General features: G+C 64.3%; 19 protein-coding genes. 15 read left to right on the top strand and 4 right to left on the bottom strand.

Going from position 1 to position 26,192, the window contains the following annotated elements:
- Window positions 1-79: 79 nt before the first annotated feature.
- The 4 genes from smc (at window position 80) to def (ending at window position 7,812) form a co-directional block, all read left to right on the top strand.
- Window positions 80-3,595: a chromosome segregation protein SMC gene (gene smc / locus AWB74_RS21925; protein ID WP_061148833.1), complete on the top strand. Its 3,516-nt coding sequence runs from the start codon at window positions 80-82 to the stop codon at window positions 3,593-3,595.
- Between the two features lie 148 nt (window positions 3,596-3,743).
- Window positions 3,744-5,000, top strand: a complete 1,257-nt coding sequence (locus tag AWB74_RS21920) for a cell division protein ZipA C-terminal FtsZ-binding domain-containing protein (RefSeq protein ID WP_061148832.1) — start codon at window positions 3,744-3,746, stop codon at window positions 4,998-5,000.
- 203 nt (window positions 5,001-5,203) lie between these two features.
- Window positions 5,204-7,282, top strand: a complete 2,079-nt coding sequence (ligA, locus tag AWB74_RS21915) for an NAD-dependent DNA ligase LigA (protein WP_061148831.1) — start codon at window positions 5,204-5,206, stop codon at window positions 7,280-7,282.
- A complete protein-coding gene (gene def, locus AWB74_RS21910; protein WP_061148830.1) occupies window positions 7,279-7,812 on the top strand; it encodes a peptide deformylase in 534 nt (177 codons plus the stop codon). Before ligA ends, def begins: the two co-directional genes overlap by 4 nt.
- Before the next feature lie 56 nt (window positions 7,813-7,868).
- Here the strand turns inward: def and AWB74_RS21905 are convergent, their stop codons facing one another.
- The 4 genes from AWB74_RS21905 to map all read right to left on the bottom strand — a co-directional run bounded on the left by AWB74_RS21905 (window position 7,869) and on the right by map (window position 13,949).
- Window positions 7,869-8,105, bottom strand: a complete 237-nt coding sequence (locus AWB74_RS21905; RefSeq protein ID WP_061148829.1) for a hypothetical protein — start codon at window positions 8,103-8,105, stop codon at window positions 7,869-7,871.
- A 230-nt stretch (window positions 8,106-8,335) separates the two neighbouring features.
- Entirely contained in the window at window positions 8,336-10,477 is a 2,142-nt protein-coding gene (locus AWB74_RS21900) for a pseudouridine synthase (protein WP_087039139.1), read from the bottom strand.
- Between the two features lie 6 nt (window positions 10,478-10,483).
- The gene (locus tag AWB74_RS21895; protein ID WP_061148828.1) at window positions 10,484-13,069 is read right to left on the bottom strand and encodes a [protein-PII] uridylyltransferase; all 2,586 of its coding nucleotides are present in this window, start codon (window positions 13,067-13,069) and stop codon (window positions 10,484-10,486) included.
- Between the two features lie 70 nt (window positions 13,070-13,139).
- Window positions 13,140-13,949 (bottom strand): type I methionyl aminopeptidase, encoded by an 810-nt coding sequence (gene map / locus AWB74_RS21890; protein ID WP_061148827.1) that lies wholly within the window; start codon window positions 13,947-13,949, stop codon window positions 13,140-13,142.
- A 400-nt stretch (window positions 13,950-14,349) separates the two neighbouring features.
- Here map and rpsB point away from each other — a divergent pair, with 400 nt between their 5' ends.
- The 11 genes from rpsB (at window position 14,350) to lpxD (ending at window position 26,155) form a co-directional block, all read left to right on the top strand.
- A complete protein-coding gene (gene rpsB, locus AWB74_RS21885; protein WP_061124623.1) occupies window positions 14,350-15,102 on the top strand; it encodes a 30S ribosomal protein S2 in 753 nt (250 codons plus the stop codon).
- 145 nt (window positions 15,103-15,247) lie between these two features.
- On the top strand, window positions 15,248-16,129 hold the full coding sequence (gene tsf, locus AWB74_RS21880) for a translation elongation factor Ts (RefSeq protein ID WP_061148826.1): 882 nt from the start codon (window positions 15,248-15,250) through the stop codon (window positions 16,127-16,129).
- A gap of 247 nt (window positions 16,130-16,376) precedes the next feature.
- The gene (gene pyrH, locus AWB74_RS21875; protein ID WP_061148825.1) at window positions 16,377-17,090 is read left to right on the top strand and encodes a UMP kinase; all 714 of its coding nucleotides are present in this window, start codon (window positions 16,377-16,379) and stop codon (window positions 17,088-17,090) included.
- 91 nt (window positions 17,091-17,181) lie between these two features.
- Complete coding sequence (gene frr / locus AWB74_RS21870; RefSeq protein WP_014191128.1) at window positions 17,182-17,742, top strand: ribosome recycling factor; 561 nt, start codon at window positions 17,182-17,184, stop codon at window positions 17,740-17,742.
- 84 nt (window positions 17,743-17,826) lie between these two features.
- On the top strand, window positions 17,827-18,609 hold the full coding sequence (gene uppS, locus AWB74_RS21865) for a polyprenyl diphosphate synthase (protein ID WP_061148824.1): 783 nt from the start codon (window positions 17,827-17,829) through the stop codon (window positions 18,607-18,609).
- On the top strand, window positions 18,603-19,415 hold the full coding sequence (locus AWB74_RS21860) for a phosphatidate cytidylyltransferase (RefSeq protein WP_061124625.1): 813 nt from the start codon (window positions 18,603-18,605) through the stop codon (window positions 19,413-19,415). The genes uppS and AWB74_RS21860 overlap by 7 nt, the downstream gene beginning before the upstream one ends.
- An 18-nt stretch (window positions 19,416-19,433) precedes the next feature.
- Window positions 19,434-20,651 carry a 1-deoxy-D-xylulose-5-phosphate reductoisomerase gene (locus AWB74_RS21855; RefSeq protein WP_061148823.1) on the top strand — a complete coding sequence of 406 codons (1,218 nt, stop codon included), beginning with the start codon at window positions 19,434-19,436 and terminating at the stop codon, window positions 20,649-20,651.
- A 7-nt stretch (window positions 20,652-20,658) separates the two neighbouring features.
- Window positions 20,659-22,041: an RIP metalloprotease RseP gene (gene rseP, locus AWB74_RS21850; protein ID WP_061148822.1), complete on the top strand. Its 1,383-nt coding sequence runs from the start codon at window positions 20,659-20,661 to the stop codon at window positions 22,039-22,041.
- A gap of 77 nt (window positions 22,042-22,118) precedes the next feature.
- Complete coding sequence (gene bamA / locus AWB74_RS21845) at window positions 22,119-24,431, top strand: outer membrane protein assembly factor BamA (protein ID WP_061148821.1); 2,313 nt, start codon at window positions 22,119-22,121, stop codon at window positions 24,429-24,431.
- An 82-nt stretch (window positions 24,432-24,513) separates the two neighbouring features.
- Window positions 24,514-25,038, top strand: coding sequence for an OmpH family outer membrane protein (locus AWB74_RS21840; RefSeq protein ID WP_061148820.1), 525 nt, complete (start codon window positions 24,514-24,516; stop codon window positions 25,036-25,038).
- Window positions 25,039-25,066: 28 nt separating this feature from the next.
- The gene (lpxD, locus tag AWB74_RS21835; protein ID WP_061148819.1) at window positions 25,067-26,155 is read left to right on the top strand and encodes a UDP-3-O-(3-hydroxymyristoyl)glucosamine N-acyltransferase; all 1,089 of its coding nucleotides are present in this window, start codon (window positions 25,067-25,069) and stop codon (window positions 26,153-26,155) included.
- Window positions 26,156-26,192: the final 37 nt, after the last annotated feature.

The raw sequence follows: 26,192 nt of genomic DNA, 5'->3' as shown, positions 1-26,192 counted from the left end.
GGCGGTCGACGCGCCGCGCCGCGGCCTGTCTGCTCTGTCTGCCTTATCCTCCGTCACTCATTAAAACAGCGATATCGCCGTGCGTCTGACCTCGATAAAACTCGCTGGCTTCAAGTCCTTCGTCGATCCCACGCATTTCCAGGTCCCCGGCCAGTTGGTCGGCGTCGTCGGGCCGAATGGCTGTGGCAAGTCCAACATCATCGATGCCGTGCGCTGGGTGCTCGGCGAATCGCGCGCCTCCGAGTTGCGCGGCGAATCGATGCAGGACGTGATCTTCAACGGCTCCACCGCGCGCAAACCCGGCAGCCGGGCGAGCGTCGAACTCATTTTCGATAATGCCGACGGCCGCGCCGCCGGTCAGTGGAGCGCTTACGGCGAAATCGCCGTGAAGCGCGTGCTGACGCGCGATGGCACCTCCAGCTACTACATCAACAATCTGCCTGCGCGCCGCCGCGACATTCAGGACATCTTCCTCGGCACAGGTCTCGGCCCTCGCGCCTACGCGATCATCGGGCAGGGCATGATCGCGCGGATCATCGAGGCGAAGCCGGAAGAGCTGCGCGTGTTTCTCGAGGAAGCCGCGGGCGTGTCGAAGTACAAGGAGCGCCGCCGCGAAACCGAGAATCGTCTGCACGATACGCGTGAAAATCTGACGCGCGTCGAAGACATCGTCCGCGAGCTTTCCACGAATCTCGAGAAGCTCGAAGCGCAAGCCGTCGTCGCGACGAAGTACAAGGACTTGCAGGCCGAAGGCGAAGAGAAGCAGCGTCTTCTGTGGCTTTTGCGCAAGAAGGAAGCGGGCAACGAAGCCGAACGCCAGCAGCGCGCGATCCGCGAGGCGCAAGTCGAGCTCGAAGCGCAGACTGCGCGTCTGCGTGAAGTCGAAGCGCAACTGGAAACGCTGCGCGTCGCGCACTACAGCGCGAGCGATGCGATGCAGGGCGCGCAAGGCTCGCTTTACGAAGCCAATGCCGAAGTGAGCCGGCTGGAAGCGGAGATCCGCTTCATCGTCGAATCGCGCAATCGCGTGCAGGCGCAAATCGCCGCACTCACTGCGCAACGCGAGCAGTGGCAGTCGCAGGCGCAGAAGGCGCGCGATGAAATCGACACCGCCACCGAAGCGCTCGCCGAAGGCGAAGAGAAGGCCGCGATCGCTGCGGATACTGCCGCCGCGAAGCACGACGCGCTGCCCGCGCTCGAAGCCCGCTGGCGCGATGCGCAGGCACAGTTGAACGAAGAACGCGCGGGCATCGCGCGCGCGGAACAGGCCCTGAAACTCGAAGCGGCGCATCAACGCAACGCGGATCAGCAGCTTCAGCAATTGCAGCAGCGACAGGAACGTCTGAAGAACGAAGCGAGCGGACTGGACGCACCCGACGAAGTGCAGCTGGAAGAGTTGCGCATGCAGCTCGCCGAGCACGAAGAGGTGCTCGCCGAAGCGCAGGCGCGCCTCGCCGATGCGCAGGAAACCGCACCGCGTCTCGATGCCGAGCGCCGCGCCGCGCAGGAACGCGTGCAGAAGGAAAGCGCGCACATCCATCAACTGGAAGCGCGTCTCGCCGCATTGAAGCAGCTTCAGGAAAGCGTGCAGACCGAAGGCAAGATCCAGCCCTGGCTCGACAAGCACGAGCTCGGCGCGCTGCCGCGTCTGTGGAAGAAGCTGCACGTCGAGACCGGCTGGGAAGCGGCGCTCGAATCCGTGCTGCGCGAGCGTCTCGCGGCGCTCGAAGTATCGAATCTGGATTGGGTCAAGGCGTTCGCCACCGATGCGCCGCCTGCCAAGCTCGCGTTCTATTCGCCGCCCGTCGCGGGCAAGCCGGTCGAAGCACCGCAAGGGCTGCGCTCGCTGCTGTCGCTCGTGCGCATCGACGATCCGGGCTTGCGCGCCGTATTGAACGAATGGCTCGCCACCATCTTCGTCGCGGATGACCTCGCGCAGGCGCTCGCGTCGCGCAGCCAGTTGCCGGATGGCGCCGCGTTCGTCGTGAAGGCGGGGCATATCGTCACGCGGGTGGGCGTGCAGCTTTACGCATCGGACTCCGAGCAGTCGGGCATGCTCGCCCGCGCGCAGGAAATCGAGAATCTGACGAAGCAGGTGCGCGCACAGGCGCTGCTTTCCGATGAAGCGAAGGCCAACGCCGTACGCGCCGATGCCGCGCATACCCAAGGCTCGCACACGCTCGCCGAAGCGCGCGCCGCCGCCGAACGCGCGACGCAACGCGTGCACGCATTGCAGATGGACGTGCTGAAGCTCGCGCAGGCGCACGAGCGCTACACGCAGCGCAACACGCAGATCGGCGAGGAACTGGAAGAGATCGCCGCGCAGGTCGACGAGCAGCGCGCGCTGCGTGCCGAATCGGAAGCCGCGTTCGAACGCCACGACGGCGAGATCGCGCAATTGCAGGCGCGCTTCGAAGACAATCAGCTCGCGTTCGAATCGCTCGATGAAGAACTGACCAGCGCCCGTCATGAACTGCGCGAGCTGGAACGCGCCGCGAGCGATGCCAGTTTCGCCGTGCGCGGCCTGTCCGCGAAGATCGACGAATACCGGCGCAACATCGACACGGCGCACGATCAGAGCGAACGCATTGCGGGCACGCTGGAAGACGCGCGCGCCGAGCTCGAAACCATCAACGAACAGACCGCACAAACCGGTTTGCACGACGCGCTCGAAGTGCGCGCGGCGCGCGAGGAATCGCTGCATGTGGCGCGCGTCGAACTGGATGATCTCACCGCGCGTCTGCGTCAGTGCGACGAACAGCGTCTGCTGGCGGAACGCTCGCTGCAGCCGCTGCGCGACAGGATCAACGAATTGCAGTTGAAGGAGCAGGCCGCGCGCATCAGCGGCGAGCAGTTCGTCGAGCAGTTGCAGGCGGCGGGCGTCGACGAAACCGAGCTCGCCGCAAAGCTCACGCCGGACATGAAGCCTTCGTATCTGCAGGGCGAAGTCACGCGCCTGAACAACGCGATCACCGCGCTCGGGCCGGTCAACATGGCCGCGCTCGAAGAACTCGCGGCGGCGACCGAGCGCAAGCACTTCCTCGACGCGCAATCGGCGGATCTGAACGACGCCATCGGCACGCTGGAAGACGCGATCCAGAAGATCGACCAGGAAACGCGCGCGCTGCTGCAAGGCACGTTCGACGAGGTGAACCGTCACTTCGGCGAACTGTTCCCGCGTCTTTTCGGCGGCGGTCAGGCGAAGCTCATCATGACCGGCGACGAAATCCTCGACGCCGGCGTGCAGGTGATGGCGCAGCCGCCCGGCAAGAAGAATTCGACGATCCACCTGCTTTCGGGCGGCGAGAAGGCGCTGACCGCGACCGCGCTCGTGTTCGCGATGTTCCAGTTGAACCCCGCGCCGTTCTGTCTGCTCGACGAAGTGGACGCTCCGCTCGACGACGCCAACACGGAGCGTTTCGCGAATCTCGTGCGCGCGATGGCGGTCAAAACGCAGTTCCTGTTCATCTCGCACAACAAGATCGCGATGGAAATGGCGCAGCAACTGATCGGCGTGACGATGCAGGAGCAGGGCGTGTCGCGCATCGTCGCGGTGGACATGGAAGCGGCGGCGGGCTTCGCGCAGAACGGCTGAAGCGTTGCGCAGGATTTGAATTGAGTGAAGACCGGACGACGTTCCGGCAACGTGCGTCACGGCGCGGAGTGCGCGCATCGGCCAGACGGCGCGATGCGCGCGACAGATCGCGCGGCGCTTCGTAACCTAAAAGAATGATGGAGCCTGCATGGACGAGTTGACACTCGGTTTGGTTGGAGCCGGAGCCGTGGTGGTGGGCGGTGTGGTCGTGTACAACGCGTGGCAGTCGGCAAAGGTGCGTCGCAAGATGCCGCGCCCGATGCCCGACGAAGCCGCCGATGCGCTCGCGCGTCAGGAAACCGACGACGAGCAGCCGTTCATCGAGCCCGTTCGCCAGCCGCGGCGTGAGCCGGTGGCGGGGGACGCTACCGCGGAGCCGCGCGACACGCGTGTCGAGCCCAGCTTCGGGACCGGAGGCGCCGACACGTCGACGGTCACGCCGCCGATCGCGCCGGCCGATACCGCCGTCGATCTTCAGGCCGAGGCGACGTCTGCCAACGGCGTCGCCGAAAGCGATGAAAACGGCAGCGAAGAAGAACGCGCCGAACCGGTGATGCCCGCCGCGACGACCATTTCATCGACGCCGCCGGCGACGGTCGATCGGCGCATCGATTGTGTCGTGCCGATCCGGCTCGCCGCGCCGGTCCCGGGCGATCGGGTGATTCCGCTCGCGCAGCGTCTGCGCCGCGCGGGCACGAAGCCGGTCACCATCGAAGGCAAGGCGGAAGGCGAGAGCGCATGGGAGTTGCCGCGCAACGGCGTGCGCTACGAGGAACTGCGCGCGGCCGCGCAACTGGCGAACCGCAGCGGCCCGCTGAACGAGCTCGAATTCTCCGAGTTCGTGACCGGCGTGCAGCGCCTGGCCGATGCCATCGACGGCGCGCCCGAATTTCCCGACATGATGGAAACCGTCGGCATGGCGCGCGAACTCGACGCGTTCGCCGCACAATGCGACGCGCAACTGTCGATCAACATCCTCTCCGACGGCGCGCCGTGGTCCGCGAATTACGTGCAGGCGGTGGCGTCGCAGGACGGCCTGCTGCTGTCGCGCGACGGCACGCGCTTCGTGAAACTCGACGCGAAGCAGAATCCCGTCTTCATGCTCCAGTTCGGCGATACCAACTTCCTGCGCGACGATCTCACCTACAAGGGCGGCCAGATGATCACGCTGGTGCTCGACGTGCCTGTCGCGGATGAAGACATCCTTCCTTTCCGCCTGATGTGCGATTACGCGAAATCGCTGTCGGAGCGCATCGGTGCGCGCGTCGTCGACGATCAGCGCCGGCCGCTGCCCGAATCCGCGCTGCTTGCCATCGAAAAGCAATTGATGACGCTGTATGCGAAGCTGGAGCAGGCGGGCATTCCGGCCGGCTCGCCCGCGACGCGGCGTCTTTTCAGCCAGTAGTCGCCTGCTCGTGCGCGCGGCTGGCCGCGCGTGCTCGCCGTCGCAGAAACGCGCCCCGGCCGGGGCGCTTTCTTTTGCGCGCGCGCGCAGCGGCACATCGGCCCGTGCTTAGGTCGTTCGGCCGAGGCCACGATTTACCGATCTTCTGAGACAATCGAACGACCGGTTGACCGATTTAACTCACCCATTCGAATCGAAGCCGCATGTCCGCAAAAACAAAAGCCGAATCCGCCGCCGCCCGAAAGTCGGGCGCTGCCGTGCCCAGCGCCGACCGCCCGGCCGAACGTGCGGCATGGCTGCGCTCCGAACTCGAGCGCGCGAACTACGCGTACTACGTGCTGGACCAGCCGGACCTTCCCGACGCCGAATACGACACGCTCTTCAAGGAGCTTCAGGGCATCGAGACCGATCATCCGGATCTGATCACGCCGGAGTCGCCGACGCAGCGCGTGGGCGGCGAGGTGGCGGCGGGCTTCACGCCGGTCGTTCACGACGTGCCGATGCTCTCGCTCAACAACGGCTTCGCGGATGAAGACATCGCCGCGTTCGACAAGCGCGTGTCCGATGCGCTGGGCCATGCGAGCGTCGAATACGCATGCGAACTCAAGTTCGACGGACTCGCGATTTCCCTGCGTTACGAGGACGGCCGCTTCGTGCAGGCGGCCACGCGCGGCGACGGTGCGACCGGCGAGGACGTGACGGCCAACGTCCGCACGATCCGCTCGATTCCGCTCACGCTGAAGGGCAAGAACGTGCCCAAACGGCTCGACGTGCGCGGCGAGGTGCTCATGTTCAAGCGCGATTTCGAGCGCCTGAATCAGCGTCAGCGCGACGCGGAGCAGCGCGAATTCGCGAATCCGCGAAATGCGGCGGCGGGCGGACTGCGCCAGCTCGATCCGAAGATGACGGCGCAGCGTTCGCTGTCGTTCTTCGCGTATGGCATCGGCGTGCTGGAAGGCGGCGAAATGCCGGCCACGCATGCCGCGCTTCTCGACTGGTACAAGGAAATGGGTCTGCCCGTGAACACGGAACGGGCGGTAGTCGTTGGCGCGGAGGGTTTGCTCGGCTTCTTCCGCAAGATCGGCGAGAAGCGCGAAACGCTGCCGTATGACATCGACGGCGTCGTCTACAAGGTCGATCGCCGCGACGAGCAGGACAAGCTCGGTTTCGTCTCGCGCGCGCCGCGTTTCGCGCTCGCACACAAATTCCCGGCGCAGGAAGCCCTGACGCAACTGCTGGCCATCGATGTGCAGGTCGGCCGCACCGGCGCGATCACGCCGGTGGCGCGTCTTGCGCCGGTGTTCGTCGGCGGCGCGACCGTCACCAACGCCACGCTGCACAACGAAGACGAAGTGCGCCGCAAGGACATCCGCATCGGCGATACGGTCACCGTTCGGCGCGCGGGCGACGTGATTCCCGAAGTCGTCGGCGCGATTCTCGAACGGCGTCCGGCCGATGCGCGCGAATTCGTGATGCCGACGGAATGTCCGGTCTGCGGCTCGAAGATCGAGCGCCTGCCGGACGAAGCCATTGCGCGCTGCACGGGCGGACTCTTTTGCCCGGCGCAGCGCAAGCAGGCGCTCTGGCACTTCGCACAGCGACGCGCGCTCGACATCGACGGGCTCGGCGAGAAGATTATCGATCAACTGGTCGAGCAGAATCTCGTGCGCACGCCCGCGGACCTGTTCAGTCTCGGCTTCTCGACGCTCGCGGCGCTCGACCGTTTCGCGGACAAATCCGCGCAGAATCTGATCGATTCGCTGGAGAAGGCCAGCAAGACGACCCTCGCGCGCTTCATCTACGCGCTCGGCATCCGGCATGTGGGCGAATCGACGGCCAAGGATCTCGCCAAGCACTTCGGCTCGCTCGATCCGATCATGTCGGCGTCGGTGGAAGAGCTGCTCGAAGTCAACGATGTCGGCCCGATCGTGGCCGAAGCCATATACAACTTCTTCAGCGAAGCGCACAACCAGCATGTGATCGAGCAGTTGCGCGTGAAGGTCTCGTGGCCGGAAGGTCCGCCCGCGCCGAAAGCGCCGCAGGGCGTGCTCGCCGGCAAGACCATCGTGCTGACGGGCACGCTGCCTACGCTCGCGCGCGAAGAAGCGAAGGAAATGCTGGAGGCGGCCGGGGCAAAAGTGGCCGGCTCGGTATCGAAGAAGACCGACTACGTCGTGGCGGGCGCGGAAGCGGGCAGCAAGCTCGCGAAGGCGGAGGAACTCGGTGTCCCCGTTCTCGACGAAGACGGCATGAAGAAGCTTTTGGAAGGAGTAACTCCATGATTCGTGAAATCCTGAAAATGGGCGATCCGCGCCTGTTGCGCATCGCGCAGCCGGTCGAGCATTTCGATACGCCGGAATTGCACGCACTCGTGCAGGACATGTTCGACACCATGCGCGACGCCAACGGCGCGGGGCTCGCCGCGCCGCAGATCGGCGTCGATTTGCAGGTGGTGATTTTCGGCTTCGGGCATAACGACCGTTATCCCGACGCGCCGTCGGTGCCGGAGACGGTGCTCATCAATCCGATCATCATGCCGAACGGGCACGACATGGAGGAGGGCTGGGAAGGGTGCCTGTCCGTGCCGGGCTTGCGCGGCGCGGTGCAGCGGTTCTCGATGATCCGTTATCAGGGCTTCGATCAGTACGGCAACGCGATCGAGCGCCTCGCCGAAGGCTTTCATGCGCGCGTCGTGCAGCACGAGTGCGACCATCTGATCGGCAAGCTCTATCCGATGCGCATCACCGATTTCTCGAAGTTCGGCTTCACGGAAGTGCTGTTTCCGGGACTCGATCCGGTGCGGGACGAATAAACGCGCTCGGTGAATCGTAAAGGAATGAGGCCGCTTCGCGAGAAGCGGCCTTTTCTTTACGCCAGCGTCTTCGGATTGCCGCTGATATCGGGCTGGCGAAACAGCGCGACATGCTCCGGATTCGCGGACGCTTGCAGACGTCCGTCGGGCAGGCGGGCGATGACCATTTCGCCGACGCCGGGGCTCGTCACGACGACTTCGTCGCGCAGGGCGAGCAGGGCTTCGAGCCGTCGTCGGCCGTTGACGATCTCCAGACCGGTCCCCGTCTCACGAACGATGATTTCAACTGACATGGCGATTCTCCCTCAATGCCGTTTCGATGCTGCTGATCCTGCTGCCGCCTGCCTCTGACAGGTGTATCGGATCGATGACCCATTTTCTTTAGCCAAAAAACGGCCAAAAACGAAAAGGCACGATCGGGACTGCATCGTGCCAAATTGTTTGCTAAAACGTCGTATTTTTGCGAAGCAACAAGAGCGTCGCGGGCGCGTCGACCGGACGCGCCCGCGAGGTTACGACTTGCTTAGAACGTCTCGCCCGGCGCGAGATAGCGCCACTGTCCGGCCGGCAGCGCGCCGAGCGTGACGCGGCCCATGCGGATGCGCTTCAGTCCGACGACGTCCAGTCCGACCAGTTCGCACATGCGGCGGATCTGCCTCTTTTTGCCTTCGCGCAGCACGAAACGAAGCTGCTCGCCGTTCTGCCAACTGACCTGCGCCGTCTTGAGCGGCACGCCGTCGAGTTCGAGGCCGTGACGCAGGAGCGCGAGCTTTTCGGCGGGCAAGTGCTGATCGACGTCGACCGTATGATCACCGAAGCGCACGCGCACGAGATATTCCTTGTCGACTTCCGAATGGCCGCCGATCAACTGTTTCGCGATACGGCCGTCCTGCGTGAGCACGAGCAGGCCCGTCGAATCGATGTCGAGCCGTCCGGCGGGCGCGAGCGTGCGCAGATGCCCCGGCGTGAAGCGGATGCCAGAACGGTCCTCGTCCCAGTGATTGCCCTGGTTGATGAGCGTGACGGCGGGCTCGTAACCGTCTTCCGCCTGCCCTGACACATAGCCGACCGGCTTGTGCAGAAGAATCGTCACGAGCTGCGACTGCGCGGAGTGCGCTGCGGGCAGGATCTCGATGTTCTGCGTCGGACGGATGCGCGAGCCAAGCGTGTCGATGACGACGCCATCGACGAGCACCCAGCCTTTTTCGATCCATTCGTCGGCTTCGCGGCGTGAGCAGAGGCCGAGTTCGGACATCACTTTCGAAAGACGCACGAGGCCGTCGTGATGTTCGCGGGGCTTCGGTGCGGAGTCGACGGCGGGGGCGGGCTTGTGTGCTTCCTCGCGCTTTGCGAACGGGCGATCTTCGGCTGATCTGCGCTCGCCGCGCGCCGGGCGATCTTCGAACGACTTGCGCGGACCGCGCTCGCCGAAAGCGGGACGCGAATCGTCGCCGCGGGGTTTGAACGAGCGACGCTCATCGCTGCCCGAGGCGCGCTCGCCGCGAGCCGGGCTGCGCGGACCGCGTTCACCGAAAGCAGGACGCGAATCGTCGCCACGCGGTTTGAACGAGCGACGTTCGTCGCCGCTCGAAGTGCGCTCGCCACGAGCCGGGCTGCGCGGACCGCGTTCACCGAAAGCAGGGCGCGAATCGTCGCCACGCGGTTTGAACGTGCGACGTTCGTCGCTGCCCGAACTGCGCTCGCCGCGCGCCGGACGGTCTTCGAAGGACTTACGCGGGCCGCGCTCGCTGAATGCGGGGCGCGAATCGTCGCCACGCGGTTTGAATGTGCGACGTTCGTCGCCGCCCGAACTGCGCTCGCCACGAGCCGGGCGATCTTCGAACGACCTGCGCGGACCGCGTTCACCGAACGCAGGACGCGAATCGTCGCCACGCGGTTTGAATGCGCGTCGTTCATCGCCGCCTGAGGTGCGTTCGCCGCGAGCTGGGCGGTCCTCAAACGACTTGCGCGGACCACGTTCACCGAACGCCGGACGCGAATCATCGCCACGCGGTTTGAACGCGCGACGTTCATCGCCGCCCGACGTGCGCTCGCCGCGCGCCGGACGGTCTTCGAAGGACTTGCGCGGACCACGTTCACCGAACGCCGGACGCGAATCGTCGCCACGGGGTTTGAACGAGCGACGTTCATCGCCGCCCGAACTGCGCTCGCCACGAGCCGGGCGATCTTCGAACGACCTGCGCGGACCGCGTTCACCGAACGCAGGACGCGAATCGTCGCCACGCGGTTTGAATGCTCGTCGTTCGTCGCTGCCTGACGTGCGCTCACCGCGCGCCGGACGGTCTTCGAACGACTTACGCGGACCGCGCTCGCTAAAAGCCGGACGCGAATCATCGCCACGCGGTTTGAACGAGTGGCGCTCATCGCCGCCCGATGCACGCTCCCCACGCGCCGGCGCGCGTCCTTCCGCGCTCTTGCGCGGACCGGATCCAGAACGCGAATCGTCGCCACGCGATTTGAACGCGCGCGCTTCTCGCGGTGCATCGCCACGCTTTTCAGCGCCAGGCTGGCCCGCGCGCTTTGGACGCGCCTCTTCCGGCGCCGCTGGGCGCACAGGCTTGCGCCCGGTGGCAGTGCCGGATCGGACCGGCGATCGCGTCGCCGACGTGGGACGCGGATGTTTGGCTGTCAGTTTGACGCGCATAAAGTCTCAGGCTGCGATCGCGCGCAGCAACTCGGTTTCCACCTGGATCTGGGTGCGGTTGTTCGACAGGCTTTTGCCGTCGAGCAGAAACACGTCCTCGACACGTTCGCCGAGCGTGTTGATTCGCGCGGCCTGCACGCCGATCCGGTGTTGCGCCAGAACGCGCGCGATCGAATAAAGAAGGCCCTGCCGGTCATTGGCCGACACGGACAGGATGTAGTACTGGCCGCGATCGTCGGGACGAAGATCGACGCGCGGCGTAATCGGAAAAGTGCGCACGAGCCGCGACAGGCGGCCTTTCGACGGCTCCGGCAGGATGCGCTCGTCCACGAGCAGTGCGGCCAGTTGCTGCTCGACGAGATTGGCGATGTCGCGATAACTCCCGTCGTGGTCCGGGTGCGCGACGAGGAAGTTGTCGAGCGCGTAACCGTGGCGTGTCGTCGTCACGCGCGCGTCGAGCACGGACAAGCCGTTCTTGTCGAAATACGCGCAGATGCCGGCGAAAAGATCGGGCCGGTCCTTCACGTAGACGAGCACTTGCAGCGCAGCGCCAATGGGCGAGGGCCGCGCGCGCACGATCGGCGAGTCGCTCTCGACGTGCCGGTACAGCACACGCGTCTGCCACGCGATATCGGCCGGATCGTGCCGCAAGAAATAGCCGACGTCGAGCTGATCCCACAGGCGTTTTTGCGCATGTTCGGGCACGGTTTCGAGACGCAGGAGCGCAAGCGCCGCTTCCTGCCGCGATTTGAGTTCCGAATGCGCGTCGGGCTGCGCGCCGCCGAGCACGGCCAGCGTCGCGCGGAACAGGTCTTCCAGCAGCTTGCCTTTCCAGTTGTTCCAGACCTTCGGGCTCGTGCCGCGGATATCGGCCACGGTCAGAAGATAGAGCGCCGTGAGCCGCCGCTCGGTCTTCACCACCGACGCGAACTGCTTGATGACTTCCGGATCGCTCGTGTCCTGCTTCTGCGCGACGTGGCTCATCGTCAGATGCTGCTGCACGAGCCAGACGATAAGCTCGGTGTCTTCCTGCCCGATGCCGTGCTCGCGACAGAAGCGCCGGGCGTCGACCATGCCGAGCGTCGAATGATCGCCGCCGCGGCCTTTCGCGATGTCATGAAACAGCGCCGCGACGTAGAGCACCCAAGGGCGCTCGAAGTTGCCCATCAGCTGACTGCAGAACGGATACTCGTGCGCATGTTCGGCGATCGCGAATCGCCGCAGGTTGCGCAACACCATCAGGATGTGCTGATCGACGGTGTAGACGTGATAGAGATCGTGCTGCATTTGGCCGACGATGCGTCGGAAGTTCAGCAGATAGCGCCCGAGCACGCTCGTCTGGTTCATGAGCCGCAGCGCGTGCGTGATGCCTTCGGGCTGCTTCAGAATTTCCATGAAGAGGCGCCGGTTCTCCGGATCGCGCCGCCAGTCGCGGTCCATCAGGTCGCGCGCGTTGTAGATCGCGCGCAGTGTGCGTGCCGAAAAACCCTTCACGCCGCGCGTCTGCTCGTAAAGCAGGAAGGATTCGAGAATGGCGTGCGGCTCGCGCTCGAAGACGTCGTCGCGGGCGATTTCCAGCATCCCTTGCTTCTCGACGAAGCGTCCGGAAATGACGCGCGTGATACCGCTCGTCGACGGAAACAGTTGCGCTTCGACGTTCTGGATCAGGATGGTCGCGAGCTGCGTGACCGCCTTCGCCGCCCAGTAGTAACGGCGCATGAGCTGCTCGCTCGCGCGCTTGGCGGTCGTCGCCTCGAAGCCGAAACTTTCGGCGAGCGGCGTTTGCAAATCGAATACGAGAATGTCCTGACGACGCTTCGCGATCACGTGCAGGCGCGCGCGCAGCGCCTTCAGAAAGCCCTCGTTGCGGCGCAGCTCGCGCGCTTCGCGATCGGTGATGAGCCCGCATGTGTCGAGCTCGCGCCAGTTGCTGCCGAAGCCCGCCCCGCGCGCGATCCACAGAATGAGTTGCAGATCGCGCAGGCCGCCGGGGCTTTCCTTGATGTTGGGTTCGAGGCTGTAGGGCGTGTCCTGGAACTTCGCATGGCGCTGACGCATTTCCAGCACTTTCGCCTGGAAGAACGCGCGCGGATCGAGCGTTTCGCGATAGCGTGCACCGAAACGCTGAAACAGCGCCGTGTCGCCGCAAATGCGCCGCGCCTCGAGCAACGACGTCTGCACGGTGATGTCGTTACCGGCTTCGGCGATGCACTGCTCGACCGAGCGCACGCTGCTGCCGATATCGAGTCCCAGATCCCACGCCATGCCGATGAAGCGCTCGACCCGACCGTTGAGCTCCGCGTCCTCGCTATGCGGCGAAGGATCGGGCAGGAGCACCAGAATATCGACGTCGGAATAGGGCGCAAGCTCGCCGCGCCCATACCCGCCGACCGCGACCAGCGCCGCGTGATCCGGCATGTCGCAGGCGGCCCAGGCACCTTTGAGGGCATCGTCGGTGGCGCGCGCGAGCGCATGCATGAGCGGCTCGACGCTCGACGTCGCCTGAAAGCGTTCGATGAGCGCCGCCTTCGCCGCCTTGTAGGCGGCGCGCAGCGTTTCACAGGGCGTGGCGACGGCGGCAGTGCTGCTCATGGATTGGAAGGAAAGGCGAGAGGAGAATGGCGCGCCAGCCTGCGTGGCCGGCGCCCGGAAGAGCGCGGAATCAGGCAGTGGCCGCGATCAGTTGCGACGGCGCCTGCGTGTCCGCCGAGACGGTCAGCACTTCGTAGCCGGTCGGCGTGACGAGCACCGTGTGCTCCCATTGCGCCGACAGGCTGCGATCGCGCGTCTTGACGGTCCACTGGTCGGGCATCGTGCGGATTTCGCGGCGGCCGGCGTTGATCATCGGCTCGACGGTGAAAATCATGCCCGCCTCCAGTTCGATACCCGTGCCCGGACGCCCGTAGTGCAGCACTTGCGGCTCTTCGTGGAACACCTGTCCGATGCCGTGGCCGCAGTATTCGCGCACCACGCTGTAACCCTGCGACTCGGCGTGCTTCTGGATCGCGTGGCCGATGTCGCCCAGATGCGCGCCGGGGCGCACCTGATCGATACCCAGCCACATGCAGTCGAAGGTGGTCTGCACGAGCCGCTTCGCCAGAATCGAACCTTCGCCGACGATGAACATGCGGCTCGTATCGCCGAAATACCCGTTCTTGATCACGGTGATGTCGATGTTGAGCGCGTCGCCATTCTTCAGCACCTTTTCGCCGGGGATGCCGTGACAGATCACGTCGTTCACGGAAATGCAGGTCGCCTTGGGATACGGCGGATAGCCGGGCGGCTGGTAATTCAGCGGCGCGGGAACGGTGCCCTGTTCCTTCACCATATATTCGTGACAGAGGCGGTCGAGTTCCTCGGTCGTCACGCCGGGAGCGATGTGCGGCGTGATGAAATCGAGCACTTCGCTGGCGAGCCGGCAGGCGACCCGCATCTGCGCGATATCGTGTTCGTTTTTCAGCGTGATGGACATGACTTGGCCCGGAATTGCGTGTATGCGGCAGTGAGCCGCGAAAGCGGCATTATCGCACCTTAGGAAATGAGCCGCACCCGGATAGTTGGAGGCGGGCGGCGCGGCGGCGGGATCGCGGCGTGCGCGCCGCCCGGTTTTCGCTTCGAGCGGGCGGCTTGAGCCGGGCAATCCTCACATGCTATACTTCTGGGCTAAGTCGTAATCCATATTGCCGTCGCGGTGTCGAAAGACAATCTCGACGCAATCGACGATTCCGGCTTGGAAGAAAGGCAGCGGCGCGGTAAACCGCCTCGCTGCTTCAAGTCGATACGCAAGCCGGCGCACCCAGGGTGTTCCACGCTAAATAAAGTAGCGCGGGATGCGGCAGCCGGCTTAAGACCCAACCCTCGCGGAGAATTTCATGGCAGTCACGATGCGTCAAATGCTGGAAGCCGGTGTCCACTTCGGTCACCAAACGCGCTTCTGGAACCCCAAGATGGCCCCGTACATCTTCGGTCATCGCAACAAGATTCACATCATCAACCTCGAAAAGACCCTGCCGCTCTACAACGACGCGCTGAAGTACGTGCGCCAGTTGGCAGCGAATCGCGGCACGATTCTTTTCGTCGGCACGAAGCGCCAGTCGCGCGACACGATCGCTCAGGAAGCAGCGCGCGCCGGTATGCCGTTCGTCAACGCCCGCTGGCTCGGCGGCATGATGACCAACTTCAAGACGCTGAAAGTTTCGATCAAGCGCCTGAAGGACATGGAAGCGGCGCTGGAATCGGGCGAAACCGAGCGCATGAGCAAGAAGGAAGCGCTTCTGTTCGAACGCGAAATGGTCAAACTGCAAAAGTCGATCGGCGGCGTGAAGGACATGGGCGGCATTCCGGACGCAATGTTCGTCATCGACGTCGGCTATCACAAGATTGCCGTGACGGAAGCCAAGAAGCTCGGCATTCCGGTCATCGCCGTGGTCGACACGAACCACTCGCCGGAAGGCATCGACTATGTCATCCCGGGTAACGACGACGCATCGAAGGCTGTCGCGCTGTACGCCGAAGGCGTCGCGGACGCGATCCTCGAAGGCCGCGCAAACGCGGTGAACGACGTGGTCCAGGCCGTGCGCAACGGCGAAGGCGACGAGTTCGTCGAGGTCAACGCAGAGGCGTAATCGAGCCCTGCGGCCAACAAGAAAGGGGGCTTTGCGAAAGGCCCCTTTTTTTTAGCCGGCGCGATGTTCGCGAATAGTTGAAACCAATTTCTGTCGCGGGTGCTCGAAGCCGCGGCACGTATCAAACAGACTCAAGGAGCGAATGATGGCGGCAATTACCGCAAGCATGGTGGCAGAACTGCGCGCGAAGACCGATGCGCCGATGATGGAATGCAAGAAGGCGCTGACGGAAGCCGACGGCGACATGGCGCGCGCCGAAGAGCTGCTGCGCGTGAAGCTCGGCAACAAGGCGAGCAAGGCGGCATCGCGCGTGACCGCGGAAGGCATCGTCACGGCGCACGTCGAAGGCGGCGTGGGCGCGCTCGTCGAACTGAACTGCGAAACCGACTTCGTCGCGAAGAACGACGACTTCCTGGCCTTCGGCAAGACGATCGCCGAACTGGTTGCCAAGAACAATCCGGCTGACGTCGCTGCGCTGTCCGCGCTGCCGCTGGAAAGCTCGACGGTCGACGCCGTGCGTCTCGCGCTCGTCGGCAAGATCGGCGAAAACCTGTCGATCCGCCGTTTCGTGCGTTTCCAGTCGGCCAACAAGGTCGCGTCGTATCTGCACGGCACGCGCATCGGCGTGCTGGTCGAGTTCACGGGCGCCGACGAGCAAGTCGGCAAGGACGTCGCGATGCACGTCGCCGCGATGAAGCCGGTTTCGCTGTCGTCGGACGAAGTGCCGGCCGACCTGATCGCCAAGGAGCGCAGCATCGCCGAGCAGAAGGCGGCTGAATCGGGCAAGCCGGCCGAGATCGTCGCCAAGATGGTCGACGGCTCGGTCCAGAAGTACCTGAAGGAAGTGTCGCTGCTGAACCAGCCGTTCGTGAAGAACGACAAGCAGACGATCGAGCAGATGCTGAAGGCGGCGAACGCATCGGTGCAGAAGTTCGCGCTGTTCGTGGTCGGCGAGGGCATCGAGAAGCGTCAGGACGACTTCGCAGCGGAAGTCGCGGCGCAAGTCGCGGCTGCCAAGCAGTCGTAAGGCTCGCCTGTGACGCGCGCGCTGTCGCCAGCGCGGCCGCGCGTCCGAGCCGGCAGTACCCGCGGCGGAACGTCCGCCGCAAGAATTCAGCGATCCGGTTCGCACATGAGAGCGGGCGCGGTGAGATAGGGGTAAACCCTTATCCGCCGCGCCCGCCGCCCGATCCGGTGCGCTTGCGGTAAGTAATGATTCACCCCTACAGTTCTACGTTGTTGCAACCCTCCTCGGCGCGATCGGAACCTTCAATATGCCCACAGCCTACAAACGCGTACTCCTCAAACTCTCCGGCGAAGCCCTGATGGGCGACGATGCTTTCGGCATCAATCGCGCAACGATCGAAAGGATGGTGGCGGATATCGCGGAGGTAGTGCGGATCGGAACTCAATTGGCCGTCGTGATCGGCGGCGGTAACATCTTCCGCGGTGTGGCGGGGGGCGCTGCCGGCATGGACCGGGCGACCGCCGACTACATGGGCATGCTCGCCACGATGATGAACGCGCTCGCGCTGCAGGACGCGATGCGTCACGCGGGCATCGAAGCGCGCGTGCAGTCGGCGCTGCGCATGGATCAGGTGGTCGAGCCGTACATCCGCCCGCGCGCCATCCGTCAGCTGGAAGAGGGCAAGGTCGTGATCTTCGCGGCCGGCACGGGCAACCCGTTCTTCACGACGGATACGGCAGCCGCGCTGCGTGGCTCGGAAGTCGGCGCCGAAGTGGTCTTGAAGGCGACGAAGGTCGATGGCGTATACTCCGCCGACCCGAAGAAAGATCCGAGCGCGACGCGCTATAGCACGATCAGCTTCGACGAGGCGATCGGTCGCAATCTGCAGGTTATGGACGCCACCGCGTTCGCACTGTGCCGCGACCAGAAGCTGCCGATTCGCGTGTTTTCGATCACGAAACCGGGCGCATTGAAGCGTATCGTGCAGGGCGACGACGAAGGGACGCTCGTCCACGTGTAAACTCTCGCGGTATCAGGCGCTGCGCGGCACGTTGAAGCCGCGCGCGGGATGCGCCGCGTTTCGCCCGTAAAACCAGGTTTGGAGGTTCAAAATGAGTGTGGCTGACATTAAAAAGGGTGTCGACCAGAAGATGCAGCGGTCGATCGAAGCGTTCAAGGCCGATCTCGCCAAGATTCGCACGGGTCGTGCGCACACGGGCCTGCTCGACCATATTCAGGTCGACTACTACGGCTCGAATGTGCCCATCTCGCAAGTCGCGAACATGACGCTCGTCGATGCGCGCACGATCGGCGTGCAGCCGTGGGAAAAGAAGATGGTGCCGGTCGTCGAAAAGGCGATCCGTGAGTCTGACCTCGGTCTGAACCCGGCGACGCAGGGCGATCTGATCCGCGTGCCGATGCCCGCGCTGACCGAAGAACGCCGCCGCGAGCTCACGAAGGTCGTGAAGAGCGAAGGCGAGACCGCCAAGGTCGCCGTGCGCAATCTGCGCCGCGATGCGAACGACGCGCTCAAGAAGCTCGTGAAAGACAAGGAAATTTCGGAAGACGACGAGCGCCGCTCGAGCGATGAAGTCCAGAAGCTCACGGACAAGTTCGTCGCCGAAATCGACAAGCTCGTTCAGACGAAAGAAGCCGAAATCATGACGGTGTGAGGCCGTAGAAACGGTTTCGCCAGCCTCGGGCGGCTATACATCCAGGCTGGCTCTCACTCCTCCAGATTCCAAGATTCACCGGCCATGACCTATACCAGCTCTACCGTTACCGTGCCCGATGTCGCGGCTGTCCCGCGTCACGTCGCGATCATCATGGACGGCAATGGCCGTTGGGCGACGGAGCGGCGTTTGCCGCGCGTCGCCGGTCACACGCGCGGCGTCGATGCGGTTCGCGCGACCGTCGAAAGCTGCGCGCGGCGCGGCGTCGAATTCGTCACGCTGTTCGCGTTCAGCTCCGAAAACTGGCGCCGTCCGACCGACGAAGTTTCGTTTCTGATGCGTCTCTTCGTCACCGCGCTCGAGCGCGAGATCGGCAAGCTGCACGCGAACGGCATCCGTCTGCGCGTCGTCGGCGACATTGCCATGTTCGACGACAAGATCCGCGCGCTCATTCAGCGCGCCGAGACCAAGACCGCGCGCAACACGCGCCTCACGCTGACCATCGCTGCCAACTACGGCGGGCGCTGGGACATCATGCAGGCAACGAAGAAGCTCATCGCGCAATCGCTCGAAACGGGCGTGCCCGCGCGCGTGGACGACGAATCGTTCGCCGAGCATCTCGCAATGGCGTACGCGCCGGAGCCCGATCTCTTCATCCGCACGGGCGGCGAGCAGCGCATCAGCAACTTCCTGCTGTGGCAGCTCGCGTACACCGAGTTCTATTTCACCGATACCTACTGGCCCGACTTCGACGCCGACGCGCTCGACCGCGCGATCGCATCGTATGGCGACCGTGAGCGCCGCTTCGGGCGCACGAGCGCGCAGCTCGCTTCCCAATCGCAGAAGGCCGACACCCTTTCATGCTAAGAACCCGTGTCATCACGGCAATCGTCCTGCTCGCGGTACTCGTGCCGATCACGCTGTTCGCGCCGATCGGCGCATTCGGGGCGCTGATCGGTTTTGTCGTCGTGTTCGCGGCATGGGAATGGGGCAGACTCCTCAAGCTGAACGGGGCGGGGCCGGTGGCCTATGCGCTCGTCGCGGGTGTCGCGCTCATCTTCAGCACGTTTCTCGGCATCAAATCCACGCCTCTGTATCAGATGGCGGCGATCTTCTGGGTGCTCGCCGGTCCCTACGCGTTGCTGCGCAAACCGACGCTGGCCGCGCACACGTGGCGCGCCTTTCTGCTTTTCGCGGGTATCGTGGTGTTTCTGGCATGCTGGCACGCAGTCGTCGATGCGCGCACGCGCGGCGTGGCATTTGTGCTATCGCTTCTGCTAGTAGTCTGGCTGGCTGATATAGGCGCATACTTCGCCGGAAAAGCGCTCGGCCGCCACAAACTCGCCCCGTCGATCAGCCCGGGCAAGACTTGGGAAGGCGCCATCGGCGGGTGGCTGGCGGTCATCGTCATCGGCGCGGTTGCCGCCAGCACCGCGTTTTATGCGCCCACCGTATTCACGGCTTTCGTCGAACATCTCGGCTGGGATCGCTCCTTCGTTGCGGTTTCCGTGCTGGTCGCGTTCAGCGTGGTCGGCGATCTGTTCGAATCGCTGCTGAAGCGCCAGGCGGGCGTCAAGGATTCGAGCGGCCTCCTGCCCGGTCACGGCGGCGTCCTCGACCGCATCGACGCATTGTTGCCCGTATTGCCGATCGCATTGCTGATGCTTGGCTAATCGGCTAGAGAAGAACTCATGCAAACACGTCTCACATTGCTCGGCTCCACGGGCTCGATCGGCGACAGCACGCTCGACGTCGTGGCGCGGCACCCGGACCGTTTCTCGGTCTACGCGCTCAGCGCGCACCGCAACGGCGACAAGCTCGTCGCGCAGTGCCTCCGATTCCAGCCGGAAGTGGCCGTCGTCGGCGACGCCGATACCGCTGCGCGCGTCGCTCAGGCTTTGCGCGCCCAAGGCTGCAAAACCGAAGTGACGTACGGCCCCGACGCGCTCGTCGAAGTCGCCCGCGCGTCGCAGTGCGATACGGTCGTCGCGGCTATCGTTGGCGCGGCCGGCCTCGCACCGACGCTTGCCGCGGCACGCGCCGGCAAGCGCATCCTGCTCGCGAACAAGGAGGCGCTGGTCATGTCTGGCCAGATCTTCATGGACGCGGTGCACGACAACGGCGCCATTCTGCTGCCGGTCGACAGCGAACACAACGCCGTGTTCCAGTGCCTGCCGCCTTGCGCGGACAAGGAGGCGAAGCTGCACGGCGGCGTGTCGAAGATCATTCTCACGGCATCCGGCGGCCCGTTCCGCACGCGCGAACCGGCTACGCTCGTGAACGTCACGCCCGAAGAGGCCGTGAAGCACCCGAACTGGGCGATGGGCCGCAAGATTTCCGTCGATTCCGCGACGATGATGAACAAGGGCCTCGAAGTGATCGAAGCCCACTGGCTCTTCGATCTGCCCGGCTCGCGCATCGAAGTGCTGATCCATCCGCAGAGCGTGATTCACTCGATGGTCTCGTACGCAGACGGCTCGGTGCTCGCCCAACTCGGCAATCCCGACATGCGCACGCCGATCGCGCACGCGCTGGCGTATCCTGATCGTGTGGACTCGGGCGTGGCGCCGCTGGATCTCGCGCAGATCGCGACCCTCACGTTCGAAAAGCCCGATTTCGCGCGCTTTCCGTGTCTCGCGCTCGCCATCCAGGCGCTGGAAGCCGGCGGCATCGCGAGCGCCGCGCTGAATGCGGCCAACGAAATCGCCGTGGAAGCGTTCCTGGAGCGCCGCATCGGCTTCATGGCGATCGGTGGCGTGGTGGAGCGTGTGCTGAACGCCTTGCCGAACACGAGCGCCGCCACGCTTTCGGACGTGCTCGCCGCCGATGCGAACGCGCGCCGTCTCGCATCCCGTTTCGTCGCAGAGCTCACCGCGAGCGCGCCGGGCGCCGAACCCATCGCCCATTGAGGCCGTCATGAACTTTCTGACCGAAATCGTCGCCTTCGTCGTCGCGATAGGCGTGCTCGTCGTCGTCCACGAATTCGGTCACTACAGCGTCGCGCGAATGTGCGGCGTGAAAGTGCTGCGCTTCTCCGTGGGCTTCGGCAAGCCGCTCGTGCAATGGGTCAGCAAGAAGACCGGCGTCGAGTGGACGATCGCCGCGCTGCCGCTCGGCGGCTACGTGAAGATGCTCGACGAGCGCGAGATCGATCCTGAAAGCGGCACCAAGATTCCCGCCGAAGATTTGCCGCGCGCGTTCAACCGCCAAAGCGTGGGCAAGCGCATCGCGATCGTCGCGGCAGGGCCCGTCGCCAATTTTCTGCTGGCGATCGCGCTCTTTTCTGCTGTCTTTGCAGGCGGCGTGACCGAGCCTGCGGCGATCGTTTCGCAACCCGCGCCCGAGACGGCGGCGGCGCACGCGGGCTTCGAAGGCGGCGAAACCATTCTTTCGATGCGTGACGCGCAAGGCGGCGAGACGCATCCGATCCGCTCGTGGTCCGATCTGCGTTGGAAACTGCTCGACGCGTCGTTCGATCACCGTCGCATTGTGCTGACCGCGAAGACGCACGAGGGCACTTACGACTTCCCGGTGAGCGTCGCCGGCATTACGGATGCCGACGCCGATCAGGATTTCATGGACAAGCTCGGCTTCGCGCCGGGCGGCGGCACGCTGACGGTGGCGGGCGTCGAGGCAGGCAGCGCCGCGCAGAAGAGCGGACTCAAGGCGGGCGACACGCTGCGTGCGATCGACGGCCGTTCCGTCGACAACGCGGCGAGCTTCATCGACTACGTGAAGGCGCATGGCGCGAAGCCCGTGACGCTCGTGGTCGAACGCAACGGCAAGCGCGAACCGGTGCAGATCGTGCCGGACCTGAAGCGCGATGCATCGACGGGCAAGGACATCGGCCGGATCGGTGCGGCGCTGGCGAACCAGTTGCCTACCGTGGACGTGCGCTACGGGCCGCTCGAGAGTCTGCGTCTCGGCGTGAACCGCACGTGGGACATCAGCGTGTATTCGCTGCGCATGTTCGGGCGGATGATCGTCGGTGAGGCGTCGCTCAAGAATCTGTCGGGGCCGGTCACGATCGCCGACTACGCGGGCAAGAGCGCAAGGCTCGGTTTGGCAGCCTTCGTTTCGTTTCTTGCACTCGTCAGCATCAGCCTCGGAGTGTTGAACTTGTTACCGATTCCGGTATTGGACGGTGGGCATCTGTTATATTATTTGGTTGAGGCTGTTACCGGCAAGGCAGTATCCGATCGCTGGCAGCTGGTTCTGCAAAGGGCAGGCCTGGTCTGCATCGTCGCGTTATCGATGATCGCATTGTTCAACGACCTCGCTCGTCTGATTCGTTTCTGATCCACTTTGACAATTTCTGGCGGCGTCTTTCAGGCGACCGCCGGAACGAATGCAGCTTTAAATACTGGGGAAGCACGTTGTTCAAACCTCATCGCTTTGTTCCTAAGACGGCTGTGGCCGCGGCGCTCGCCGCAACGGGCATGGCGGCGCATGCCACCACGCCGTTCGTCGTGCAGGATATTCGGATCGACGGTCTTCAACGCATCGAACCGGGCTCCGTGTTCGCTTATCTGCCGATCAAGCAGGGCGATACCTTCACTGACGACAAGGCCTCCGAAGCGATCCGCGCGCTGTACGCGACGGGCTTCTTCAACGACGTTCAGATCGCCACCGAAGGCAACGTGGTTATCGTGCAGGTGCAGGAGCGCCCGGCGATCTCGGCCATCGATTTCGCGGGCCTGCACGAGTTCGACAAGGACAATCTCACGAAGGCGCTGCGCTCGGTCGGTCTGTCGCAAGGACGCTCGTACGACAAGGCGCTCGTTGACAAGGCGGAGCAGGAGCTCAAGCGCCAATACCTCACGCGCGGCTACTACGCGGCCGAAGTCACGACCACCGTGACGCCTGTGGACCGCAACCGCGTCGCGATCCTGTTCTCGGTCGCCGAAGGCCCGAGCGCGAAGATCCGCCAGATCAACTTCGTCGGCAACAAGGCGTTCAGCTCGGGCACGCTGCTCGGCGAAATGCAGCTCTCCACGCCGAACTGGTTCTCGTGGTACACGAAGAGCGATCTCTACGCGAAGGAAAAGCTCACGGGCGACCTCGAGAACGTGCGCTCGTACTACCTGAACCGCGGCTACCTCGAGTTCAGCATCGACTCCACGCAGGTGTCGATCTCGCCGGACAAGAAGGACATGTATCTGACGATCGCCGTGCATGAAGGCGAGCCGTACAAGATCAGTAGTATCCAGTTGTCGGGCAACCTGCTCGACCGCGAGGCCGAGCTCAACAAGCTGATCAAGATCAAGCCGGGCGAGCGCTTCTCGGCAGAGAAGCTGCAGGCGACGACCAAGGCGATCGTCGACAAGCTCGGCGAATACGGTTATGCCTTCGCGCAGGTGAACGCGCAGCCGCAGATCGACCAGGCGAATCACACCGTGGCGCTCACGCTGCAAGTCGACCCGAGCCGCCGCGTGTATGTGCGGCGCGTGAACATCGTCGGCAACACGCGCACGCGTGACGAAGTGGTGCGCCGTGAAATGCGTCAGCTCGAAAGCTCGTGGTTCGATTCGAGCCGCCTCGGGCTGTCGAAGGACCGTATCAACCGTCTCGGCTATTTCACCGACGTGGACGTCACGACGGTTCCTGTCGAAGGCACGAACGACCAGGTCGACGTCGACGTGAAGGTCGCGGAGAAGCCAACCGGCGCGATCACGCTGGGCGCGGGCTTCTCGTCGACGGACAAGGTGGTGCTGTCTGCGGGCGTGTCGCAGGACAACGTGTTCGGTTCGGGCACGAGTCTCGCGGTCAACGTGAACACCGCGAAGACGTACCGCACGCTGACCGTGACGCAGGTCGATCCGTACTTCACGATCGACGGCATCAAGCGCATCACCGACGCGTACTACCGCACGTATCAGCCGCTGTACTACTCGACCGATTCGAGCTTCAAGATCATCACGCTGGGTGCGGACACGAAGTTCGGCATCCCGTTCTCCGAGCAGGACACGGTGTTCTTCGGCGTCGGCGCCGAGCAGAACACGATGGACCTCGACTCGGCGACGCCGCAGTCGTATCAGAACTACGTGAACGAGTTCGGCCGTGTGGTGAACAACTACCCGCTGACGATGGGCTGGTCGCGCGACAATCGCGACAGCGCGCTGGTTCCGAGCCGCGGTTACTACATCCAGTCGAACGCGGAATACGGCACGCCGCTCGGCAACACGACGTACGCGAAGTTCGACGCGCAGTTCCAGTACTACTACTCGTTCGCGCGCGGCTTCGTGCTCGGCTTCAACCTGCAGGGCGGCTACGGCAAGGGTCTGCAAGGCCAGACGTACCCGATCTTCAAGAACTACTACGCGGGCGGTATCGGTTCGGTGCGCGGCTACTCGCCGAGTTCGTTGGGTCCGCGCGACTCGAAGACGAACGACCCGATCGGTGGCTCGCGCATGGCGGTCGGCAATATCGAGCTGACGTTCCCGCTGCCGGGCACGGGTTATGACCGCACGCTGCGCGTCTTCACCTTCCTCGATGCCGGTAACGTCTGGGGCGATCCGAACCAGGGCGGTACGAGCGGCGGCGCGAACGGCCTGCGCTACGGCTACGGTGTGGGTCTCGCGTGGATCTCGCCGATCGGCCCGCTGAAGCTGAGCCTCGGTTTCCCGCTGCAGAAGCACGACGGCGACCAGTATCAGAAGTTCCAGTTCCAGATCGGTACGGCCTTCTAAGCAGCCTGCCTTGGAACGCGAACTTCATTCAATCAGACGTAACGTGAGGAACACTTTGGGAACCGGTAAGCATTCGAAACATATGGCGCTGGCGCTTGCGTTGTCGATGGTTCTCGGCCTGGGCACGGCGATGTCCGCCAGTGCTCAGGAAGCGCGCATCGCGGCGGTCAATTCGGACCGCATCCTGCGCGAATCGGCGGCGGCGAAAGCTGCGCAGTCGAAGCTCGAGCAGGAATTCTCCAAACGCGACAAGGCGCTGCAGGACATGGCGCAGCGCCTGAAGTCGATGTCGGACAACGTCGACAAGAACGGTGCCTCGATGGCGCCGGCGGACCGGGCGGCGCGTCAACGTGATCTCGCGCAACTCGACGCGGACTTCCAGCGCAAGCAGCGCGAATTCCGCGAAGACCTGAACCAGCGCCGCAACGAGGAACTCTCGGCGGTGCTGGACCGGGCGAACAAGGTGATCAAGCAGATTGCGGAGCAGCAGCACTACGACCTGATCGTGCAGGAAGCGGTGTACGTGAGTCCGCGCATCGACATCACGGATCAGGTGCTGAAGGCGCTGGCCGCGAGCTCGGCCGGCACGGGCTCGAGCTCGAACTGACGAGGACTGAGAGCAAATGGCATCAGGCATGGCGATCACGCTCGACCAACTGGTGAAGCGCTTCGGCGGCGAGGTGGTCGGCGACGGCGCGCACGCGGTCGGGAGCCTCGCGCCGCTCGACAAGGCCGGCCCCGCGCAGCTCGCGTTTCTCGCGAATCAGAAGTATCTGCCGCAGGTCGAGACGACGGGCGCCGGCGCGGTGCTGATTTCCCCCGCGGACCTCGACAAGGTGACGAATCGCGCGGGCATCAATTTCATCGTCACGCCGAATCCCTATGCTTATTTCGCACGCGTTGCGCAGGCGTTCATCGACCTGGCAACGCCCAAGGCCCGGCCGGGCGTGCATCCGAGCGCGAGCATCGATCCTGACGCGAAGGTCGCGGCGAGCGCCGTGATCGGGCCGCATGTGACGGTGGAAGCGGGCGCGGTCATCGGCGAGCGCGTGAAGCTGGATGCCGGCGTGGTCGTCGGCCGCGGCGTGAAGCTCGGCGACGACGTCCATCTGTATCCCAATGTCACCGTTTATCACGGCTGCAGGCTCGGCGCGCGCGTGATCGTGCACGCGGGCGCGGTGATTGGCGCGGACGGCTTCGGCTTCGCGCCGGATTTCGTCGGTGAGGGCGAAGCGCGCACCGGAAGCTGGGTGAAGATTCCGCAGGTCGGCGCGGTGGATATCGCCGATGATGTCGAGATCGGCGCGAACACGACGATCGACCGTGGCGCAATGGCGGACACCGTCATCGAAGAATGCGTGAAAATCGACAATCTCGTGCAGATCGGCCATAACTGCCGCATCGGCGCGTACACGGTCGTCGCGGGCTGCGCGGGCATCGCGGGCAGCACGAATATCGGCAAACATTGCATGATCGGTGGCGCGGTGGGCATCGCGGGCCACGTGACGCTGGCGGACTACGTGATCGTCACGGCGAAGTCGGGCGTGTCCAAATCGCTGCTGAAACCCGGCCTGTACACCAGCGCGTTTCCGGCCGTGCCGCACGCGGAATGGAACAAGAGCGCGGCGATCATGCGCAATCTGGACAAGATGCGCGAGCGCATCAAGGCGCTCGAAACGGCGTTGACGGACGCAGGCAAGCGTGACGATCAAAGCGGCGCCTGAGCACTCGGCCCGCTAAGACCAAGCGCCGAAGCAGAAT

Source organism: Caballeronia arvi (assembly GCF_001544695.2).
GTDB classification, from domain to species: domain Bacteria; phylum Pseudomonadota; class Gammaproteobacteria; order Burkholderiales; family Burkholderiaceae; genus Caballeronia; species Caballeronia arvi.
This window is presented reverse-complemented; position numbering and strand designations above follow the sequence as displayed.

Excerpts from the sequence above, each read along its gene's own strand:
- AWB74_RS21920 (WP_061148832.1), top strand. The coding sequence starts at position 3,744 with ATGGACGAGTTGACACTCGGTTTGGTTGGAGCCGGAGCCGTGGTGGTG.
- ligA (WP_061148831.1), top strand. The coding sequence starts at position 5,204 with ATGTCCGCAAAAACAAAAGCCGAATCCGCCGCCGCCCGAAAGTCGGGC.
- def (WP_061148830.1), top strand. The coding sequence starts at position 7,279 with ATGATTCGTGAAATCCTGAAAATGGGCGATCCGCGCCTGTTGCGCATC.
- AWB74_RS21905 (WP_061148829.1), bottom strand. The coding sequence starts at position 8,105 with ATGTCAGTTGAAATCATCGTTCGTGAGACGGGGACCGGTCTGGAGATC.
- AWB74_RS21900 (WP_087039139.1), bottom strand. The coding sequence starts at position 10,477 with ATGCGCGTCAAACTGACAGCCAAACATCCGCGTCCCACGTCGGCGACG.
- AWB74_RS21895 (WP_061148828.1), bottom strand. The coding sequence starts at position 13,069 with ATGAGCAGCACTGCCGCCGTCGCCACGCCCTGTGAAACGCTGCGCGCC.
- map (WP_061148827.1), bottom strand. The coding sequence starts at position 13,949 with ATGTCCATCACGCTGAAAAACGAACACGATATCGCGCAGATGCGGGTC.
- rpsB (WP_061124623.1), top strand. The coding sequence starts at position 14,350 with ATGGCAGTCACGATGCGTCAAATGCTGGAAGCCGGTGTCCACTTCGGT.
- tsf (WP_061148826.1), top strand. The coding sequence starts at position 15,248 with ATGGCGGCAATTACCGCAAGCATGGTGGCAGAACTGCGCGCGAAGACC.
- pyrH (WP_061148825.1), top strand. The coding sequence starts at position 16,377 with ATGCCCACAGCCTACAAACGCGTACTCCTCAAACTCTCCGGCGAAGCC.
- frr (WP_014191128.1), top strand. The coding sequence starts at position 17,182 with ATGAGTGTGGCTGACATTAAAAAGGGTGTCGACCAGAAGATGCAGCGG.
- uppS (WP_061148824.1), top strand. The coding sequence starts at position 17,827 with ATGACCTATACCAGCTCTACCGTTACCGTGCCCGATGTCGCGGCTGTC.
- AWB74_RS21860 (WP_061124625.1), top strand. The coding sequence starts at position 18,603 with ATGCTAAGAACCCGTGTCATCACGGCAATCGTCCTGCTCGCGGTACTC.
- AWB74_RS21855 (WP_061148823.1), top strand. The coding sequence starts at position 19,434 with ATGCAAACACGTCTCACATTGCTCGGCTCCACGGGCTCGATCGGCGAC.
- rseP (WP_061148822.1), top strand. The coding sequence starts at position 20,659 with ATGAACTTTCTGACCGAAATCGTCGCCTTCGTCGTCGCGATAGGCGTG.
- AWB74_RS21840 (WP_061148820.1), top strand. The coding sequence starts at position 24,514 with ATGGCGCTGGCGCTTGCGTTGTCGATGGTTCTCGGCCTGGGCACGGCG.
- lpxD (WP_061148819.1), top strand. The coding sequence starts at position 25,067 with ATGGCGATCACGCTCGACCAACTGGTGAAGCGCTTCGGCGGCGAGGTG.